Source organism: Devosia sp. GW821-FHT12F11 (genome assembly GCF_058806655.1).
The window spans coordinates 551237-569557 of sequence record NZ_JBXAPX010000001.1; the positions used below are offsets into that span (position 1 = coordinate 551237).

Annotated in this window: 19 protein-coding genes; 11 read left to right on the forward strand and 8 right to left on the reverse strand. The window is 65.4% G+C overall.

The window, feature by feature from the left end; genetic code table 11:
* Nucleotides 1–58 precede the first annotated feature (58 nt).
* Entirely contained in the window at nucleotides 59–430 is a 372-nt protein-coding gene (locus AC1ROK_RS02825; RefSeq protein ID WP_492843619.1) for a TIGR02301 family protein, read from the reverse strand.
* A 32-nt stretch (nucleotides 431–462) separates the two neighbouring features.
* Nucleotides 463–867 (reverse strand): NUDIX hydrolase, encoded by a 405-nt coding sequence (locus AC1ROK_RS02830; protein WP_492843621.1) that lies wholly within the window; start codon nucleotides 865–867, stop codon nucleotides 463–465.
* A gap of 134 nt (nucleotides 868–1001) precedes the next feature.
* On the opposite strand from AC1ROK_RS02830, the gene AC1ROK_RS02835 reads away from it, so the two are divergent.
* A complete protein-coding gene (locus tag AC1ROK_RS02835) occupies nucleotides 1002–1757 on the forward strand; it encodes an SOS response-associated peptidase (protein WP_492843623.1) in 756 nt (251 codons plus the stop codon).
* Here AC1ROK_RS02835 and AC1ROK_RS02840 read toward each other — a convergent pair.
* The 5 genes from AC1ROK_RS02840 to AC1ROK_RS02860 all read right to left on the reverse strand — a co-directional run bounded on the left by AC1ROK_RS02840 (nucleotide 1754) and on the right by AC1ROK_RS02860 (nucleotide 6656).
* A complete protein-coding gene (locus AC1ROK_RS02840; protein WP_492843625.1) occupies nucleotides 1754–2329 on the reverse strand; it encodes a hemerythrin domain-containing protein in 576 nt (191 codons plus the stop codon). The genes AC1ROK_RS02835 and AC1ROK_RS02840 overlap by 4 nt on opposite strands.
* A gap of 120 nt (nucleotides 2330–2449) precedes the next feature.
* Nucleotides 2450–3634 carry a succinylglutamate desuccinylase/aspartoacylase family protein gene (locus AC1ROK_RS02845; protein ID WP_492843627.1) on the reverse strand — a complete coding sequence of 395 codons (1185 nt, stop codon included), beginning with the start codon at nucleotides 3632–3634 and terminating at the stop codon, nucleotides 2450–2452.
* Nucleotides 3635–3803: 169 nt separating this feature from the next.
* Entirely contained in the window at nucleotides 3804–4829 is a 1026-nt protein-coding gene (locus AC1ROK_RS02850; protein ID WP_492843629.1) for a helix-turn-helix domain-containing protein, read from the reverse strand.
* A 306-nt stretch (nucleotides 4830–5135) separates the two neighbouring features.
* Nucleotides 5136–6113: an AraC family transcriptional regulator gene (locus AC1ROK_RS02855; RefSeq protein ID WP_492843631.1), complete on the reverse strand. Its 978-nt coding sequence runs from the start codon at nucleotides 6111–6113 to the stop codon at nucleotides 5136–5138.
* A gap of 222 nt (nucleotides 6114–6335) precedes the next feature.
* Nucleotides 6336–6656 (reverse strand): hypothetical protein, encoded by a 321-nt coding sequence (locus AC1ROK_RS02860; protein WP_492843633.1) that lies wholly within the window; start codon nucleotides 6654–6656, stop codon nucleotides 6336–6338.
* Between the two features lie 359 nt (nucleotides 6657–7015).
* Between AC1ROK_RS02860 and AC1ROK_RS02865 the strand changes: the two genes are divergently transcribed.
* From AC1ROK_RS02865 to AC1ROK_RS02910, 10 genes are all read left to right on the forward strand, one after another.
* Nucleotides 7016–8452, forward strand: a complete 1437-nt coding sequence (locus AC1ROK_RS02865) for a basic amino acid/polyamine antiporter (RefSeq protein ID WP_492843635.1) — start codon at nucleotides 7016–7018, stop codon at nucleotides 8450–8452.
* Between the two features lie 18 nt (nucleotides 8453–8470).
* Nucleotides 8471–9706 (forward strand): arginine deiminase, encoded by a 1236-nt coding sequence (locus AC1ROK_RS02870; protein WP_492843637.1) that lies wholly within the window; start codon nucleotides 8471–8473, stop codon nucleotides 9704–9706.
* Between the two features lie 326 nt (nucleotides 9707–10032).
* Nucleotides 10033–11058: a helix-turn-helix domain-containing protein gene (locus tag AC1ROK_RS02875; RefSeq protein WP_492843639.1), complete on the forward strand. Its 1026-nt coding sequence runs from the start codon at nucleotides 10033–10035 to the stop codon at nucleotides 11056–11058.
* 489 nt (nucleotides 11059–11547) lie between these two features.
* Nucleotides 11548–12480, forward strand: coding sequence for an ABC transporter substrate-binding protein (locus tag AC1ROK_RS02880; RefSeq protein ID WP_492843641.1), 933 nt, complete (start codon nucleotides 11548–11550; stop codon nucleotides 12478–12480).
* Nucleotides 12477–13157 (forward strand): L,D-transpeptidase, encoded by a 681-nt coding sequence (locus AC1ROK_RS02885; RefSeq protein ID WP_492843643.1) that lies wholly within the window; start codon nucleotides 12477–12479, stop codon nucleotides 13155–13157. The genes AC1ROK_RS02880 and AC1ROK_RS02885 overlap by 4 nt, the downstream gene beginning before the upstream one ends.
* A gap of 8 nt (nucleotides 13158–13165) precedes the next feature.
* Entirely contained in the window at nucleotides 13166–13480 is a 315-nt protein-coding gene (locus AC1ROK_RS02890; protein ID WP_492843645.1) for a hypothetical protein, read from the forward strand.
* Nucleotides 13481–13539: 59 nt separating this feature from the next.
* Nucleotides 13540–14016 carry a hypothetical protein gene (locus tag AC1ROK_RS02895; protein ID WP_492843647.1) on the forward strand — a complete coding sequence of 159 codons (477 nt, stop codon included), beginning with the start codon at nucleotides 13540–13542 and terminating at the stop codon, nucleotides 14014–14016.
* Between the two features lie 145 nt (nucleotides 14017–14161).
* Complete coding sequence (locus tag AC1ROK_RS02900) at nucleotides 14162–15502, forward strand: metal-dependent hydrolase family protein (RefSeq protein WP_492843649.1); 1341 nt, start codon at nucleotides 14162–14164, stop codon at nucleotides 15500–15502.
* A 313-nt stretch (nucleotides 15503–15815) separates the two neighbouring features.
* Nucleotides 15816–16391 (forward strand): SH3 domain-containing protein, encoded by a 576-nt coding sequence (locus tag AC1ROK_RS02905; RefSeq protein ID WP_492843651.1) that lies wholly within the window; start codon nucleotides 15816–15818, stop codon nucleotides 16389–16391.
* A gap of 45 nt (nucleotides 16392–16436) precedes the next feature.
* Nucleotides 16437–16718 (forward strand): YMGG-like glycine zipper-containing protein, encoded by a 282-nt coding sequence (locus AC1ROK_RS02910; protein ID WP_492843653.1) that lies wholly within the window; start codon nucleotides 16437–16439, stop codon nucleotides 16716–16718.
* A 101-nt stretch (nucleotides 16719–16819) separates the two neighbouring features.
* Here the strand turns inward: AC1ROK_RS02910 and AC1ROK_RS02915 are convergent, their stop codons facing one another.
* Nucleotides 16820–18235 carry an FAD-binding oxidoreductase gene (locus tag AC1ROK_RS02915; protein ID WP_492843655.1) on the reverse strand — a complete coding sequence of 472 codons (1416 nt, stop codon included), beginning with the start codon at nucleotides 18233–18235 and terminating at the stop codon, nucleotides 16820–16822.
* Between the last annotated feature and the right edge of the window lie 86 nt (nucleotides 18236–18321).

Here is an 18321-nt window from a genome sequence, read left to right on the forward strand (position 1 = left end):
TTAATATGCACTCTGCAATTATTGTTAACCGGCGGAGTGCTCGCAGGAAAAGGCGGCGCTACTCGGCGTAGCGCGAGTGGATATCGCGGGCGGTCTTCTCGGCTTCGACCAGGAGGCGCGACATCGCCTGCTCCGCCGACACCGTGCACACCCGGTAGAGCCGCGCATAGGCCTCGTAGCCAGCATTGAAGGCGCCGGTCAGCCGTTGCTTGCGGTCGTCGTCCGGTTCGTCCAGCGCGATCAGGTCGGCCATCTCGCCGCGCCAGTCGGAACTGGCGCTCGGTTTGCATAACGGGTTGAGAAAATAGAGGCTGCCGAGGATTTCGGAGAGCCGTTCCATCTCGGCCTGGTAGGGCGGATCGATGGCGCGCGCCGGGGTAGCCGCCAGCAGCAGGGCAATGAGAGCAAAGCGAAGCGGGCGGAGGCGCATGCCCTGATCCTTAAGTGAAACGCCCGCGTGCCTCAACTGCGATCGAAGACCCGGAACGCGCCCGCGACCACCTCGCCGAGGTCGGGCGTAGTGTGCATGCCGCCGATTTCGTCGAGCCGCACCCAGCGCCAGGCGCTGACTTCATCAGAGGCGACGATCTCGCCTTCGAATGCTTCGGTGGCATAGACCTGCAGCACGAACTGGCCCTTGCCGAGCAGCATCCGCCTGATCGGGTGCAGCCGCCAGACGCTGAGGCCCACTTCTTCCAGGATCTCGCGCTCGGCCGCCTGCTCCGGCGTCTCGCCCGGCTCGAGCCGTCCGCCCGGCAGGCTCCACATGCCGAAATACGGCTTCCGGGCCCGCTGGATCAGCAGCACCTTGTCGCGATCGATCAGCGCGACGCTGGCGGCATTGGGGGGCTGTCGGGACTCGGGCATAAACCGATGATTGTGGTTTGTCCTCGCCGCGGCAAGTGCCTAACTAAGCGGTGATGCTTGCCGTTTGGTCGCGCGATCGCACCGGAAAAGTCTCTGAACTATTCCTGATCGCGCTCCCCCCCAGGAGCCTTCACATGTGCGGTCGCTATGCGACAACCCTGCCGCCGGAGATGATGGTCGAGCTGTTCAACCTGCTCAACCAGATCGATTTTCCGCCGCGCTACAACATCACCCCGACCCAGCCGATCGCGGTGGTGTGGGAGCAGTCGGGACGCCGCACCATCCAGCTGGTGCGCTGGGGGTTCGTTCCCGGCTGGGTGAAGGATCCGCGCGAGTTTTCGCTGCTGATCAACGCCCGGGCCGAGACGATGGCCGAAAAGCCGTCCTTTCGCGACGCGGTGCGCCACTCACGCTGCATCGTTCCCGCCTCGGGCTACTACGAGTGGATGAAGGCGCCGGATGGCAAGCGCCAGCCCTACTACATCACCATGGCGGACGATTCCCCCATGGTCTTTGCCGGCCTCTACTCGACCTGGAGTGGTCCTGACGGGGAGGAGGTGGATACCGCCTGTATCGTCACGGTGGAGCCCAATCTCGAGATCAGTTCGGTCTATGACCGGATGCCGGCGATGCTGACCGGCGACGCCGTCGACATGTGGCTCAACACCCGGGACTTCGATGTGAAGGCGGCAACGCAGCTGGCTTTGCCGCTGCCGCCGGGCTCGCTGAAGTACCATCCGGTGAGCAAGGCGGTCGGTCGCGCCGATGCCGACGGCCCCGAGCTGATCCGCCCGATCAGCCCTGAAGAGGCGGAAGCCGAAGCGGCAGCCACGGCAAAGCCGAAAAAGAAGGTCGCCGCTGGCGGCAGCGGGCAACTCGACCTGTTCTAGAACAGCTCGAAATAGCCCAGCGCGTCGCCGATCGCCTCCTCCTCGTAGCCGAGATGGCTGAGCAGCACGCGCTCGAGGGCACGGTAGATTTCGAGCGTATCGGCGAAGCGGCTTGGGCCGGGGTCGGCGGCAAGCTCGCCAAGCGCATCGATCAGCCGCACCAGCAATTCGTGTACCACCACATGCTCGGCCCGCAGCCGGTCGGCGATGGCCTTGAAGCCGGGGCCTTGCGCGGCGATGGCGGGGAACACCGCTTCGTCCTCGATCGAGTGGTGGACGTTGACGATGTTGCAGTGCTGACCGCACAGGTTCCCGAAGCGGCGATAATTGGCGACCATGCCGAGGCCGGTGGCCTCATCGGTCGCAGCCTGTGCGCCGACCTCGCCCGCCGCGGCGCGGTCGATCAGCACCGCCAGCGTTTTCATGTTGGCGCGCAGGTGATCGTGCACCTCTCTGAGGTGCAGTCCGGGCGCGCGCTGCGCCTCGGTCAAGCCCTCGAGCTTGATGGGCGCTGGCCGGGTGGCGTCGTCGAGAAATCCGATATCGAGCAGCATGGCCGTCAGATGGGACACCTGGCGTGACCCGTCAACAAGGCACCCAAAAGTGCCTTCGGGAACGGCCGGTTACCGCGAAGGCGCATGAGCGCGAAGTTATGGGCCGGGGCGTACCGGTGATGTCCGCCGGGCGGGCGGTTACTCGACGATGGCATCACCCCCGACCGGGGTGGCGCTGTCGAACACGATGAAGACGATCGGGGTGCCTTCTTCCGCCGTCGCGTCGGTGCGTCGCGCCCCGACCTCGCCGCCGCGCGGCGTGGTGTATTCGGCGACGACTTCGCCAAAGGTGTTGCGTTGGATCGCGACCTTCTGCCCTTCGACCACCACTTCGTTGAGCTCCACCAGCAACTCGACAAAGCCGCCATGCGTGGTCAGGATCGGCAGCATGCCGTCGGCGATGAAAACGCCGGAATCCGTTCCGGTCCGACCCATTGGCCCGGTGATGATGCCGTGGTGCTTGAGCACGTTCAGCGTGCCCTCGACGAACAGCTCGATCATGGCATGGTCGAATATTCTGGGCTTGCCGATCTCCGGTGTGAGGGCCGGAATGCCGGCATCGATCAGCGCATTGGCAAGCAGGCCGACCTCGCCGAAATTGTCGAAGATCTGGTCGATCGGGAACAGCTCCGCCATGGCTTTGACGTCGGGCTGATCCATCCGCGCCAGGTGGAAAGCCGTGGCGTCCATCGCGGTGGCGGCAGTGTGGAAATCCAGGCCATAGTCGAGGTTCGGCAGCAACAGCCGGTTGAACACCAGCCCCGCGTGCCGCGTCGAGGCTTCCGGGGCATTCTCGTTGCCCGGAAACGCCCGGTTGATGTCGATAAGGTCCATGCCACGGCCCGAACTATGCCAGCGCCGCGACATTGCCTCCACCGCCGGACGCGACAGGTCGAACACGGCGATCACCGAGCCGGACATCTGTGCTGGGTCGAGCTGGTTCATCACCGTCTGCAGGGTGTGCATCGGGCTCATTTCATCGCCGTGGACGCCACTGATCAACCCCAGCCGCTTGCCCGGCGCCGCACCCTTGGCCACCATCACCGAGACATACCAGTGCTGCCCCGTGGGCATCTGCGCGCCGCGGAAATAGAAGCTGTGCTTGCCGGGCTCGAGATCGGAGATATCGAGCGCCGCGATCACCTGCTTGCCATCGATGATATCGCCGGTGAACGCCGTGCCACCTGCGCCGGTCTCCGGTTTGGCGCCCGCATCCTGCGCCTGGGCTGCTCCCGCCATCAGCGTCGCCGCCGCGCCAAGTGCGCCCACCGATGCGAGCATGAAGTCCCGACGATCGATCTCGTCACTACCCCGGTTCGTCATAGTTCCGATCCTTCTCGTACGAAGATCACGCAAAGTCCGACGCATTTAGAGCCAAGCACCGAAGCTCGGAAAGCCCTTCGAGCTGTCCGACTGTATTTGGAGACGCAGGGACAAACACTTGGACTCCTGGCACATCCGCAGGCGCGGGCGATGGACGCAGCCAAGGTGACTAGTAGTTGCTGAGGAGCAGGTCGCGGAGCGTCGACGCGTCCGTCGATCGCGCCGGCACGACACCGCGCAAGCCACCGGCGCGCGCCTCGCTGGGCGAAACGCCGAACTCCTTCTTGAACATGCGGCTGTAGGCCGAAGGGTCCCAAAAGCCCCACTGCTCGGCAATGATCGAGATCGGTCGCCGGTCGGAACTGTTCTCCAGCGCATCGCGCGTCCTGCGCAAACGCTCGCGACGGATATGCGTCGAGACGCCTCCGATGGGTTCGAAAATCCGGTACAGCCTGGAGCGGGAAACGCCGACCTCGCGGCAGATCAGGCTTGGCGTCAACGCCGGATTTGCCAGGTGCTCCCTGATGATCCGAGACGCCCTGCTCATTATGGCGGCCTCGATCGGGCGCTGCGCTTCAGCGGCATGATCCCGCGAAGGCGCGAGGCATGCCGCGAGCAGGCTGGTGGTCGCTTCGCCGATATGCGCCACATCGGTACGCCTCAGGCCGGGAAGCGAACGAAATAGCAGGGTCAGATACTCCACCAGAAAACGCCTGGCTTCCTCTCGAAGAACAACTCGAGAGGATTGCATGGTGCGAAGGTTGCGCGGCACGAACAGGGCGAGGTGGTCGCTCGTTTCCGATCGTCCGGCGAACGGGTCCGCCAGCGAGTGCAAGCTCAAGGCATCACTCATCGATACGCTCCGGTGTCGGGTGCGTGGCAGCGTCAGGTGCACACACCAGCCGTCCATCGTGGGGGACCGCAGGTTCTGCCAGGCAAACGAGGCCTCGGGGGCGCTCAGGTAGGTCAGGGTCGAGCGACCAAGACTCCACGCCATTTGGCGCGCGAGAAATGGCAGGGGAGCGAGTTGGGCTGGCCTGACGTCGGCCAGGCCGGCGTACCAGCTGCGGAAGAGCTCGAACTGCTCAGTGGGGGGCGCCGAAGACGTATCCATTTCGATGGAGCACGTCAGCCGGTCGCTCTCGAGCGGTCGGTCGGTTGAAGGTAGGCCAGCAACTGGAGCGAGATCGAACAACAAGGGCCGTCCTCTGTTGGCAGGCCAAGCGACATTGCATTGCCGCCTGGTTGCAGATCTCACGGACACCTGGATGCTGGTTGCCTGGCAACGAGCGGCGTCCATGAGGTCGCATCGCCAGATTCCTCCACGCGCCGACCAATCTCTATCCGCTTTCCGACACGCGGAATGACCACCATCCGCCCGTCGATAGCGAGCGGGACGAGTTTTGGCTGGCGGTCCCGAGGAACCGACACGCGGCATGTTGTTTCTGATCAGGGCGCGATCGGTGCGTCGTGCCTGGGCCCGTTCATGGGTCGGCGCCGATCAATCAGGCGGCATTCTCGGCCAGACGCGCCGCCGTGTTTCACTGGGTGAGCATCCGAACAGTGCGGCGTAAGCTCCGGCAAAACGGCCCAGGTGCCAGAAACCGAAGCTCATGGCGATTTCCGTGATCGAGAGGCGATCGCCATCCGTCAGGATGAGACCATGGGCTGCCCGCAACCGCCGTTGCCGCTCGTAGTCGCGAGGGCTGAGCCCCAGGCGGTCATGAAAGGCGCGCTCGAGCATGCGTTCGCCAACCCCCAGCACCGTGCACACAGTGCTGATCGAAACCGGCAGGTGCGGTCTGGCCTCGAGGATTGCGAGGGTTGCGTCAACGACGTTGCGCCGTTCGCCTGAGTTGAGGTTGCGAGCGAGCGGGTGTTCCGCATGCGAGAGCATGAGAGCGAGCGCGGCGCCTGCCTCGCTTGCCGCGACCGCCAGGCCGGCGCTGAGGTCATAGCCGCGCTGCGCGGCGGCTTCGGCGTATCCTGCCGTTCGCAGCAACTTGTGCTGCAGCTCCAACTCGGCGGCCGGAGCGAAAGGCTGCTCGCGCACCCCGGGCGTCAGCCAGCCTGGACGATGCCGTTCGGGCGACCCGGCGCGCAACGCATCGAGCGTCGAGCCGCGCAGGCCGATCCGCATGAGGCGATAGCTGCCGGGCATCGCAAGCTTGAATTCTGTTCCCGGACCCAGGATCCGCAATTGGGGAATCTGGCTTGCCTGCCCGTTGAAGGTCGTGCCCTCCCCCCAGATGAACACCGCCGTCAGCGCGTCGTCACCGATCGCTCCCGACATTGCGATGCCGCCCTTGTCGCGCAAGTCGAGGACAAAGGCGTCGGCATAGTCGATTGTCGCCATGCGCGATGCATGAGTTCGCGCACCGATCTGCTGAATATGGAACTCGGCATCGGGGTCGGTTTCGCGGGAGCGCGCCACGACGGAGTTGTACCTGCGCGCGTACCAGTTCGGCGCCTCCAGCATTCATGGCCCCACAAGTGTCAGCCGCGCGAGAGATACCGAACAGGACAGGTGGCTCAGTGCAAGCTGCGTTGCCGGCATCCCAACGCACCCAACATATCGCCACTCGGAACCGGGGTGAAGCGCCTCAGTCCCGGCGATCGGGGCCGGGCCTCGGCAGGTCCGCCGAAATGCGGCGGGCGATCACCGCGCGGCGCGAAGGGACGTCCGCTGTCGGCGCGATGCTCAGCCGCCCACGCACGCCGACGGCGCGGCCCTGCCGACGCCCCACATCAGCCGCCCCTGGATGATGGTCAGCGTCAACCGGCCGTTCGAAAATGTCGTGCCGTCCGGCCCCATGGAGGGCAGCTCCACCTCTGCCGCATCGTTGACCGATACGGCGGCGCGATCACCCAGGAGGCGGACCGCCAGACGCGTACCATCCTCGCAGGTGTAGGTGCTGACAGGGTAAGGGTTTCCCGCGCCGATCGATGCGCCCGACGCCGACTGCCCGAACGCTGCAATCATCAAGATGCTTATCGCCGCGATGGCTGGATTTCTCGACACGATGGCCTCCGAACAGGGCGGTCGCAGGGATGCCGCGAGTGGCCTGCTCCCAACGTCGGGGCAAAAATCGACGGCAGAACATCCCTAACCCCAACCGTGTCGCGGCGTAATTGGGGCGGCGTCCCATTCCTTGAGATGGCGTCTCGAAGTTCGCTCGGGTTGCACCGCCCGATTTGAATTGTGGAGACGGCAGGTCGGGCGGTCAGCCGGCGCGACGCGAACCCACGATCTTGGGACGAAACGATCAGCGTTGGGACGCGGAACCATTCTCGCGCTGCTGTGCGGCGGTATTGTCCAAGCCTCGAAGCTGCAAGCGCAAATCCGTTTGCGCCGAACAGCAGCGGCTCCAGGGGGTACCATTGGCCGACGTTAACAAGGGCAAGCTGTCGCTCGCGGCATTAACGGCGATGGTCGTCGGGTCGATGGTCGGGGCGGGGATATTCAACCTGCCGGGACGATTCGCGACCGCGACTGGGCCTTTCGGCGCCATCATCGCGTGGCTCATCGCCGGCACGGGCATGTACATGCTCGCCCGGGTCTTCCAGGCGCTTGCCGAGAAGCGCCCCGACATCGACTCCGGTGTGTTTGCCTACGCCAAGGCCGGCTTCGGCGACTATATGGGGTTCCTGTCGGCGTTCGGCTACTGGCTCGGCAGTTGCCTGGGCAACGTCTTTTACTGGGTGCTGATCGGCTCGACGCTCGGCCGCTTCTTTCCCGAGATCTTTGGTGACGGCAGCAGCATCATTGCGATCGTCGTGTCGCTGATCGGCATCTGGTCGTTCCATTTCATGATCCTGCGCGGCGTCGAGCAGGCGACCTTCATCAACACCATCGTCACCATCGCAAAGATCGTGCCGATCATCGTGGCGATCCTGCTGTTCATCGTCTTCTTCAACTTCGACCAGTTCGCCGAGAACTTCTTCGGCGGTGTCGGCATGCCCGAAAAGAGCCTTGTCGCCCAGGTGCGCGACACCATGCTGATCACCGTCTTCGTGTTTCTCGGCATCGAAGGCGCAAGCGTCTATTCGCGCTTCGCGAAGAAGCGCGCCGACGTCGGCAAGGCGACAATCCTGGGCTTTGTGGCGGTGACCGGGTTGATGGTCGCCGTGACGCTGTTTCCCTACGCCACGGCTCCCCGCGCCGCCATCGCCGGCGTCTCCAATCCGTCGCTGGCCGGCGCACTCGAACTCGTCGTCGGGCACTGGGGCGCGATATTCATCTCCATCGGCGTGCTGATCTCGGTGCTCGGCGCCTACCTCGCCTGGTCGCTGATCTGCGCCGAGGTGATGTTCGCTGCCGCCAAGTCCAAGGACATGCCCAAGCTGTTTGCGGCGCAGAACGCCAACGGCGTTCCTGCCAATGCCCTGTGGCTGACCAATATCGTCGTCTCGCTGTTCGTGGTCTCGACCTACTTCTCGCGCGATGCCTTCAACTTCATGCTCGACATGACGAGCGTTACCGCGCTGCTGCCCTACCTGCTCGTTGCCGGCTACGGCGTGCTGATCGCCCGGCGCGGCGAGGGCTATGAGGCCGGGTCGCGCGAGCGGCTGCGGGATCAGGTCATTGCCTGGGTGGCCGTGCTCTACACGCTGTTCATGTTCGTGGCCGCGGGGCTCAAGTACGTCCTGCTGGTGGCCGTGCTCTTCGTTCCCGGCACCATCATTCTCTACATCTGGGCTCGCCGCGAGCAGCAGGCCTTGCTGTTCACGCCGGTTGAACTGGGTGTGTTCGGGGTCACCGTCGTGGCTGCGGCCATCGGGATCTACGGCCTTGTCACCGGCATCATCACCCCCTGAGATCGAGGAATTTCAATCATGCAAACCTCCTTCGGCGTGCATTCCGAAGTCGGCCAGTTGCGCAAGGTCATGGTTTGCGCACCCGGCAAGGCGCACCAGCGATTGACGCCCTCCAACTGCGATGACCTGCTCTTCGACGATGTGCTCTGGGTCGATGTCGCCAAGCGCGACCACTTCGATTTCATCAACAAGCTGCGCGATCGTGGTGTCGATGTCGTCGAGATGCACAATCTGCTCGAAGAGACGGTGGCGCTTCCCGATGCCAGGAAGTGGATCCTCGACAACCAGGTCACGGCCAATCAGGTCGGCCCGGACCTCGTCGACGACGTCCGCTCCTACCTCGATGGCCTCTCGAGCCGGCAACTGGCGGAGACCTTGATCGGCGGGCTCTCGACCTATGAGTTCCCCGACACGCATGGCGGCGGCCTGATGGAACTGGTCCGCGACGCCGCCGGCGTCAACGAATACCTGCTGCCGCCGCTCCCCAACACGCTGTACACCCGTGACACCACCTGCTGGATCTATGGCGGGGTGACGCTGAACCCGCTCTACTGGCCGGCTCGCAAGGAAGAGACGATCCTCACCTCGTCGATCTACCGGTTCCACCCCGATTTCGCCGGCCAGGTAAACGTGTGGTGGGGCGATCCGACCAAGGACTGGGGTCTGTCGACGCTCGAGGGCGGTGACGTCATGCCCATCGGCAGGGGCAACGTGCTGATCGGCATGAGCGAGCGCACCTCACGGCAGGCCATCGCGCAGCTGGCCCAGGCACTGTTCGATCGGGGCGCCGTCGAGCGGGTGATCATCGCCGCGATGCCCAAGCTCCGCGCTGCCATGCACCTCGACACCGTCTTCACCTTCGCCGACCGCGACTGCGTGCTGATCTACCCCGACATCGTCAACAAGATCGAATGCTTCTCCTACCGGCCGGACGGCAAGGGCGGTATCGAGCTCAGCAAGGACAAGGGGCTGGTCGAGACCGTGCGCGACGCCCTCGGCCTCAAGGAGCTTCGCGTCGTTGAGACCGGCGGCAACGACTATACGCGCGAGCGTACCCAGTGGGACTCAGGGGCCAACCTCGTCTGCGTGTCGCCCGGCGTCGTCTTCGCCTATGACCGCAACACCTATGCCAACACGCTGCTGCGCAAGGCCGGCATCGAGGTCATCACCATCGCCGGGGCCGAACTCGGCCGCGGTCGGGGCGGTGGTCACTGCATGACCTGCCCCATCACTCGCGACGCCGTCGACTACTGACACGAGACCGCTTCCCCGCACCTGTTCTTGCTGGCCCCTGAGGGCACTGCAGTGGATCGGCGGTGCGATGCCGGTCCGACGGGGCCGCTGCGAAGCGCCATTCGATGTGATCGCGGCGCTGACAGCGCTCACCCGGAGCAGGTAATGCTTAGCCGTTCGGCCGGTGGTGGAAGAACGTCAAGAACACATGCATCAGATGCGAATGTACGAAAGTGTACATTAGAAAAGATAGATAAAAACCGACTACCGAGCCGGCACTTGCAGTGGGGCTGCCACTCGGGCATTCTGAAGTTGCTGGATACTACTTGGGCGGCGAGAGTGCAGCAATGAACCATGCGATCACAAATCTAACGGCGCATGTTCCACGGCACGCCTTTACGACAGCGGATGTTGTGCCGGAACTCCAGGCCGAAGCTTGGCAGTCGATTGTGCCATTCTTTTCGATTGAGCCTCGGCGCAGTCGGGAACTGGGCTATCTGGGCCGGATCACGGCCTGGAACCTGGGCTCCCTGGTACTGGCCCGCGCGACGAGCCAGGCCAGCGTTTTCACGCGCGATGATCGTCTGCTTCGCGCCGATGGGTTCGATCACTGGACCTTGCTCGCTCCCTCGAGCGGTACCATCGTTGCTGATGCCGCGGTCGCGGGGGCCGGCGGCTGTCAGGCGCGTGCGCTGCACAGCGTCGATCATGGCTCCAATAGCGACATCGATGCCTTGTTTCTCGTCGTTCCGCGCGACCTCTGCCATCCCCACGCGTCAGAACTCGATCGGTTGCATGGAGCCAACCTCCCGGCTGGTCCCGGCCGGCTGCTGGTCGATTACCTGCGATCGCTGTACCGGCAGCTGCCGCTGCTGGACCTGGATCAACTGCCCATGCTGGTCGATGCTACGCGCAATATGGTCATCGCCTGTGCGGCTCCCAGCCGAAATGCGATGGAGCAGGCCATGCCCGCCATCCAGGCGACGCAGATGGAGCGGGCAAAGCAGTTCATCCGTGACAACCTGCTCCAGGCGAGCCTCGATACGAGGGAACTCTGCCGCTATCTTGGGATGTCGCGAAGCTCGCTGTATCGCTTGTTCGAGCCTCTGGGTGGGGTCGCACGCTATATTCGATCGGCGCGGCTGCTGGATGCGCACCGGGCCCTGTCAACGGCGAGCGATACCCGGCCGGTCTACGCGATCGCACGCGAGCGGGGCTTCGACGACCCCTCCGAGTTCAGCCGGGCGTTCAAGCACCAGTTCGGCTACAGCCCTACCGAAGCACGCTCCGAGTGGGTTCCCGCGCCGCACCCCTACAAGGCGCCGGTCGGCGCTGCATCCAGTCTGGCCGAAGTGATCAGACAGATCTCCTAGCGCCGCCGACCATTTTACCGGGATGCGCCGAGGATCTGCCCGAACCCGAGCGGCCCGCAATCTCCCTCCTGCAGACTCCATCAATGACGCAATGAGCGAAGCGACGACGGATCAGGTCGAGCGCATCCCAGGCCACGGCCCCCGCACAGGGCACCGGCAGGCGCTATTTCCGGCCTGGCCGAAGTCTTCGCTGCGCTGGCCTGACGCGCGGCGGTCGCACCGGCGGTCAACGCCTTGGACCGACGGCACAGGATTGGGACGGAGGGCTATTTTCTTCCGCTCGCAACGGACAGTAGCGTTCGATGCATGATGCGGCGCTGTCTCCGGCGTCACCGGACCAGGTCACGGTGGCGCCTGTTGCGTCGCCAGGGTTGGGCGGGTGGACAGTTGTCAGTGTGCATTTCGATACGCCGCCGCCCGCGAGGCGGCATCACCGACCAACCGAACCGGCCGGCGGCGCGCTGCCTGCGATTGGGGATCGGGGGCCATATGCGCGCTACTTTGCTGGTGGCCCTCGCCGCCTGCTCGAGCGGCGCGGCCGCCGCCCAGGAGGTCGTGGTCGGCCTGACCGCCTGGCCCTCCGCCAAGGTCAGCGCCTATGTCATCGGTCAGGTGCTGGCCGAGCGCACCGGAGTTACCCCCATCTATGTCGAGCGGGGCTCGCTCGGCTTGCTGACCTCGATCGCCCAGGGCGACATCGACGTCTACCCCGAGCTATGGTCGCCAAACCTCGACGCCGCCGTCAGCCGGGTTGGTGCTGCGGTGACCGTCAGCCCGCACTCGGTCACCGGCAGGCAAGGCATCTGCGCCACCCGGGCCGCTATTGATCAAACCGGCATCAAGGCCGTCTCCGACCTGACCAACCCCGATATCGCCGCCGCCTTCGATACCGACGACGACGGCAGGGGCGAACTCTGGATCGGCGATGCCACCTGGTTCTCGACCCAGGTGGAGCAGGTCAGGGCCAGAAGCGCCGGTTACGACAAGACCATGCAACTTCTGCAAACGCCGGAAGACATGGCGATGGCGGCGGTCGATGCGAGCGCCGCATTGGCGCAACCGATAGTGTTCTACTGCTATTGGCCCCACCACGTGTTCGTCCTTCACGATGTGGTCATGCTGGCGGAACCGGCGTTCGACGCTGCGGCCTGGAAGATCGTGGCGCCGGCCGGCGACCCCGACTGGCTGGAACACTCGCGCGCCGGGACCGCCTGGGATGCGTCCTCGTTGTCGATCGCCTTCGCCACGAGACTGAAGACCGAACTCCCCGAAGTGGCCGACATCCTCAGCAGGATTCAGTTCGAACCCGAGGACATCGCCGGGATGAGCTACGCCTTGCAGGTTGAACGCAAGTCCCCCGAGGATGCGGCGCATCAGTGGCTGGCGGAGCACCGCGCCCGGATAGACGGGTGGTTTGAATGAGCGTTGGCACGTCACGGCGCCGGTTGCTCAAACTCGGCCTGGCAGGCCTGTCGGCCGGCTTGATCGGAACGCCGGCCCGGGCGCAGGCCATCTACTCGCAGATCTACGATGCGAAGCGGAAGAAGTGGATCGACTATGACCCGCGTCGCGCCCAGCAATACTACGCCGCGTACGGCTCCGTGCCGGAGGAATTCAAGCGGCAGCTGGTTCCGTTCAGGACAGCCGAGCGTGCCGGCACCCTCATCATCGATGGCGACCGCCATTTCCTCTATCTGGTGCAGCCGGATTTCCAGGCGATCCGCTACGGCATCGGGGTCGGACGTGACGGTTTTGGCTGGGCCGGCATCGTCGCCATTGGCCGGATGGTTGAATGGCCGACCTGGACGCCGCCCGCCGAGATGATCGCGCGCGATCCAAAGTCTGCACAATGGGCCAATGGCATGCCGGGCGGCCCCGACAACCCGCTCGGTGCACGCGCCATGTACCTCTACGAGGGCGGCAAGGACACGATCTACCGCATCCACGGGACGGCCGAGCCATGGTCCATCGGCCTCAACATCTCGTCGGGTTGCATCCGGCTCAACAACGATGACGTGACCGATCTCTACTCCCGGGTCGCGGTGGGGGCCAAGGTCGTCGTCCTCATGTCCGGCGCGGCCCTCTATCGCGGCGTCTAGGAGGCCACATGGCACCGTTTGCGTTTATGTTCAGGGGCGTCGGCATCGCAGCGCTGCTCCTTGCCGCCGCGGCCTGCGCTTCGACCACGCCGCCTGCCGCCACCATCCGCTCCAGCGCGCTGACGGCGCCGGCCGACCTGCAACTGCTCTGCGCCAGCGAGGCAGCCAGCCGTTTCGGTGCTCCAGCGGATGGCGTCCTGCCGACTGCTTCACGACCGAATGCCGCCGGCACGGCGTTTGAAGTGGAGGTCAAGCTGCCGGCCGGGCAGGCACTTTGCGTCATCGACCACAATGGCACCATCCAGTCACTCGCTCGCAGCTGAGCGCGCCGTCGGACGACGGGCTCGGCGGTGAACGAGCTTAACAAGGAGGAACGAGACCAATGTATCGCTTCATGAAATTGCTGCTCAGCGGCGCTCTGCTGCTTGCGGCGCTCCAGTCGCCGGCGGTGCTCGCCCAGGATGTCACGCCGCTGGTCATGGTCCCCGATCATCCGGTGGGTGTTCCCGTCAGCGGGTGCTTCCGTGCCAACCAGAACCTCTATGGTCCGTACAGGCTCACGTTCTGCCTCGAACGTCGCGGAACCTATCAAGTCCGCGGCGGCGGTGTGAGCTGCGACGGCCGCCTGACCTGGCGGACGTCCGGGCGCGACATCCTCGTCGACCTGCAGCGCGCCTCCTGCAATCGAGGACGGGCCTGGGAACGGGCTTCGATGGATTGCAGGAACTACGGTGGGCTGCTGGGGGCGATCGGACGCGTCATCGTCGGCCAGTCGCCGCGCATCCGTACCCTGCGCTGCACCTATCACCCGACCGTGCGCGGCGAGAGACCTCGCACCTTCACCGCCACTCGCAACTGACAACCGGCGGACATGGAGCCTCCGGGCTCCATGTCATCTGAGGTGCCGGAACCAACACGACGGAGAGATGCAAGTGTCCAAAGCGTCAAATACGCCCCCGAGCCTCCGCGCTCGGAAGCCGTTCCAGCCCGGGACGAGCGCGAGATTGCGAGCGCCGCTGGCAGGAGCCGGTCTGCTTGCCACCCTCATTCTTGGTCTGGGCACCGCCTTGGCGCAGGACGCGGCAAGCAGCAGCGTGCTGTTCGAGAACGTAAGGGTGTTCGACGGCAAGAGTGATGCACTGACCGAGCCGACCAATGTGCTGGTCGAGGACGGCAAGATCGCCACCATCTCCGCCGCTCCGATCGAAGCGAGCGGCGCCAGCGTCATCGAGGGTGCCGGTCGCACGCTGATGCCGGGGCTGATCGATGCGCACTGGCACGCCATGCTCATCCGTTCGACCCCCGAGGAGGGCCTGAACAACGATTCCGGCTATACGACGCTACTGGCGGCGGACGAGGCCAAAGCCACCCTGATGCGTGGCTTCACCACCGTGCGCGACATGGGCGGCCCGGTCTTCTCGCTGAAGCGGGCCATCGATGAGGGGCTTGTCGATGGCCCTCGGATCTATCCGTCGGGCGCCATCATCAGCGTCACCAGCGGCCATGGCGATTTCCGTCACCAGTGGGAGCTGCCGCGCCGGCCGGGTGAACTGAGCCGTATGGAAGAGCTGGGCGTGGCGATGATCGCCGACAGTCCGGACGAGGTGCGCATGCGGGCGCGCGAGCAGTTGATGCTGGGCGCGTCGCAGATCAAGCTGACGGCGGGCGGCGGTGTCGCGTCGCCGTTCAGCCCGCTCGATGCGTCGACCTTCACTGCCGACGAACTGACGGCCGCGGTGGAGGCGGCGAGCAACTGGGGCACCTACGTCGCCGTGCACGCCTATACCCCCGAAGCGATCGAGCGAGCGCTGTCTGTCGGGGTGAAAGTCATCGAACACGGCCATCTGATGGACGAGGTCGACGCCAAGGCGATGGCCGAGAAGGGCATCTGGCTTTCGACCCAGCCGTTCGACGAGAGCTTCGAGGAGGGCGTCACGCTTCCAGAAGCCAGTCGCGCGCGGCTGCGGCAGGTGATCACCGGCACCGACCGAATCTATGGCTGGGCCAAGCAGTACGGCATCAAGACCGCCTTCGGCACGGACATCCTGTTCTCCCCGGCCATGGCGCAATTGCAGGGCCATATGCTCACGCTGCTGACGCGCTGGTACACGCCGGCCGAGGCCCTGGCGATGGCGACCGGCACCAATGGCGAGCTGCTGCAGTTGACCGGGCTGCGCAACCCATATCCAGGCAAGCTCGGCGTTGTCGAGGAAGGGGCGCTGGCCGACCTGCTGCTGGTCGATGGCGATCCGATCGCCAACATCAACCTCGTGGCCAACCCGGCGAACTTCGTGGTGATCATGAAGGGCGGCAAGGTCTACAAGAATACGCTCCCGACCAACTAGCAGCTACGCGGTGCCACCCCGACCTCGGGGCAGGGCGCCCCTTTCAGAAACGGGCTCCGGAGCAAATGCTCCGGAGCCCGCGGTGTTTGCGGGTTCGCCGTGAACAGTCGCGATCCCTGGCCTTTGCCCGACCTGGGATTGCCTGCACGACACTGGGACGCAGCACCATTCCTGGCGTTCGCGGCGGCAGCTAGGGTCCGAATGGGCTCAGCCAGGCGCGCGGACTCGTGGCGATGTCGGGTGTCATCCTGACAAGCATCGGCGGCGGTCCGACGCCGACAAAGGCAATCTCCAGAGGAAGGACTATCGGATCGTGAAGCTCGTTCGGATCACCGCGCTTGTGCTGGCCATGTCCCTGCTGGGGCCGGCTGTCCCCGCGCTTGCGCAGCAGGGGCGTGTCATCGTGCCGGATAGTTCCCACGGTGCGGGCTCCGGCCGGGCTATCACCACGTCCAACCTCAATGTTCGCGGTGGGCCCGCTACCCGCTATCCAGTCCTCGACGTCCTGCTGCGCGGCGACATGGTGCGGATCAATGTGTGCGACGACGGCTGGTGCTGGATCAACCATGACGGTCCCAGCGGCTGGGTTTCGGAGGCCCATCTCGAGAGGATCGGCGCCCCAGGCTTCATCGTCCGCCCCCTGCGCGAGGCCTGCTTCTTTGACGCGGCCAATTTCCGCGGTCGGAGCTTTTGCCTCGAGGCGGACAAGTCGATGCTTACGCTGGGCGCCTGGAACAACAGCATTGCCTCGATCCGCGTTCGCGGCCGGGCATTTGTTCAGCTGTGCTCGGAGACAAATCTGCGGGGCTGCACCACGATCGACGCCGACGCCGCCTCCGTGCCCAGGCGGCTGCACCGCAACATCTCTTCGGTTCGGGTCCTCCAGTAGCTTTGGCACTGTGACCAACGACGCTTTCGAAAGGAGCAAAACTAGATGAAACGGATACTCGGCGCAGCGGTCCTCCTGGCGTTGGTCATGGCGGTGTCGGCATGCAGCACGACTGAACGAACTGCGGGTTTCGGCGCTGCCGCCGGCGGTCTCATCGGCGGCGCTACCACTGGCACGGTCCGCGGCGCGGTCGTCGGCGCCACGGTTGGCACGGTAACAGGCGCCATTGCCGGGACACTCCTCGGCCGGTCAAGCGCCGAGCCCACCAAATGTGTGTTTGAAGATCGGCACGGCCGCCGCTTTGTCGACGAGTGCCCGAGGCGCTGAGAGCGTCTGATGGCACCACATGGCCCGGCAGCTCGACCACACGCTGCCGGCGCCCTGCCACACCCATCGCAGCGGGCCGGGTGCCCACCCGCTCCAGCTGGCTAAAGCACCTTACCCGGGTTGAGGATCCCGTTGGGGTCGAGCGCCGCCTTGATCGCGTACATCATATCGAGCGCCACCGGGTCCTTCACCGCCCTGAGCAGGGCGGACTTCAGCTGCCCGATGCCGTGCTCGGCCGAGACCGAGCCGCCGAGCTTGCGCACCACTTCGTACACGGCGGCATTGGCATCGGCCTCGCGCGCCATGAAGGCCTTGGGGTCGTCGCCGGCAGGCTGGCTGAAGTTGAAGTGGATATTGCCGTCGCCCATGTGGCCGAAGGGGCAGGGCCGCACCCCGGGGATCGCCCGTTCCACCGCGGCGCTGCCCTCGGCGATCAGTTGCGGCACCGCGCCGATCGGCACCGAGACGTCGTGCTTGATCGAGGCGCCTTCTTTCGATTGCACCTCGCTCATCTGCTCGCGCGCCGCCCACATCAGGGTGCGATCGGCCTCCGACTCGGCGACCACGGCGTCGGCGACGAGGCCGCTGCCGAGCGCCTCTTCGAGCGCCGCCTGCAGCGCGCCCGGCGCCCCGCCCCTCATCCGGTTCACCTCGGCCAGCACATACCAGGGCGAGAGGCTGGCGGTGGGATCGCGCGGCAACAGGCCATACTTGAGCTGCAGGTCGACCCCGAACCGGTTCATCAGCTCGAACGCGGTGAGCCGCGAGCCGGCCCGCTCGCGCAGCAGGTAGAACAGTTCGAGCGCCACGCCTGGATCGGCCACATTGATCAGCGCCGTCTCCTGCGCCTCGGGGATCGGGAACAGCTTTACCGTCGCCGCGGTAATGAAGCCCAGCGTGCCTTCGGCCCCGACCAGGAGGTCCTTGAGGTCGTAGCCGGTATTGTCCTTCTTGAGCGCATTGAGCCCGTTGTAGAGCCGCCCGTCCGCCAGCACCGCTTCGACGCCCAGCGTCAGCTCGCGCGCGTTGCCATAGGCCAAGACCTGCACGCCGCCCGCATTGGAGCTCAAGACGCCGCCGATGCGGGCCGAGCCCTGCGACGCGAGCCACAGCGGGAAGATCGCGCCGGCCGCTTCCGCCACCTTGTGCGCCTCTTCGAGGATCAGTCCGGCTTCCACCGTCATGTGCCCGGCCGCGGCGTTCACCTCGCGCACCCGGTTGATGCGGGAAAGGTTGACGATCACCTCGTTGCCGCTGAGCGGCACCTGGCCGCCGACCAGCCCGGTATTGCCGCTCTGCGGGATCAGCGCCACGCGGTGCTGGTTGGCCCAGCGGCAGATCGCCTGCAGCGCCGCGACGCTCCCCGGCAGCGCCACCGCCACCGCCGGCACGTGGAATCGCTTCCGCGGCTCGGTCAGATAACTCGTCATCTCGCCGGCGTCGGCTATCAGCGCCCCGCCGTCGCCGACCAGAGGCTTCAGGGCGCGGACGATGTCTTTGGGCGTGAGCGTGGTCATGGCCCGGGAAGATAGCCCCGGGCCCGTATGGCGCAAGGGCGAACTTGCCCCTGTCGGGTCGCTATGCGACAAGCGGCCCAACGAGA